At 66.7% G+C, this 995-nt stretch carries 2 protein-coding genes; both read left to right on the top strand.

Annotated features, from left to right (window positions below):
• The first annotated feature begins 130 nt into the window (after positions 1 to 130).
• The gene (locus tag AC1DVR_RS23540) at positions 131 to 595 is read left to right on the top strand and encodes a group III truncated hemoglobin (protein WP_478003051.1); all 465 of its coding nucleotides are present in this window, start codon (positions 131 to 133) and stop codon (positions 593 to 595) included.
• A 23-nt stretch (positions 596 to 618) separates the two neighbouring features.
• On the top strand, positions 619 to 995 hold a 377-nt coding region (locus AC1DVR_RS23535; RefSeq protein ID WP_478003050.1), incomplete at its 3' end, for a nitronate monooxygenase.

Below are 995 nucleotides of genomic sequence, written 5' to 3'. Positions count from 1 at the left end.
GTCTGATCTCGTGACGCAGGCATTGCCCGCACCCCACGTCAGGTGGGTCGGGCAATGCCGGGCGCCCGACATGAAATATCAGTGCTCCTTCAGGGTTCTGGCCTGGGGAAACAGGATGGAAGGCCGCTTCATGACAAACCTGAACCTTTCCGAAGCCCAAACCGCCAGCCTCCGCCCCGCCGTGACGGCGGATCTGATGGCGCGCACCGGCCTCGATGAGGCGATGCTGGCCCGGCTGGTGCATGGCTTTTATGACCGGGTCCGGGTGGACCCGATCCTGGGCCCGGTCTTTGAGGGTCGCATCACCGACTGGGGCCCGCATCTGGCGAAGATGGTGGACTTCTGGTCCTCGGTCGCCCTGATGACCGGGCGCTATCACGGCCAGCCCATGCCCAAGCATCTGCCTCTGCCGGTGGAGGCCGCGCATTTTGACCGCTGGCTGGAGCTGTTCCGCCAGACTGCACATGAGGTTTGCCCGCCCGCCGGTGCCGCCTGGGTGATCGAACGGGCAGAGCGGATCGCAGGCTCGATCCACATGAACATCCTGGACTCGCGCACAGGCTACGGCCGCGCGGGTCTGCCCCCAAGGCTTTGAGACCCCAGATCCGGAGAGTTGCCATGCCTGATCCCCGCCTGAATACCCCCATCTGTGCGCGTCTTGGCTGTGATGTACCGATCCTGCTGGCCGGTATGGGCGGCGTGGCGCGTTCTGAACTGGTTGCGGCGGTGGCCGAGGCCGGCGGTTACGGCATCCTTGGCATGGTGCGGGAACCCCCCGCGCTGATCGGGGCCGAGATTGACGCCGTGCGGGCCAGAACCACGCGCCCCTTCGCGGTCAACCTGATCCCGGCGGCCACCGATCCGGTCCTGCTGCAGGCGGAACTCGCGGTCTGCTTTGACCGCGCCGTCCCCGCCATGTGCTTTTTCTGGGACGTGGTGCCAGAGGCCGTGGCCCAGGCCAAGGCGGCGGGCTGTCTGGTGCTGCATCAGGTGGG

It is taken from the genome of Rhodobacter sp. P2_H5 (assembly GCF_056403335.1).
Note: the sequence above shows the minus strand (reverse complement) of the source record. Positions and strands in the feature narration are given on the sequence as shown.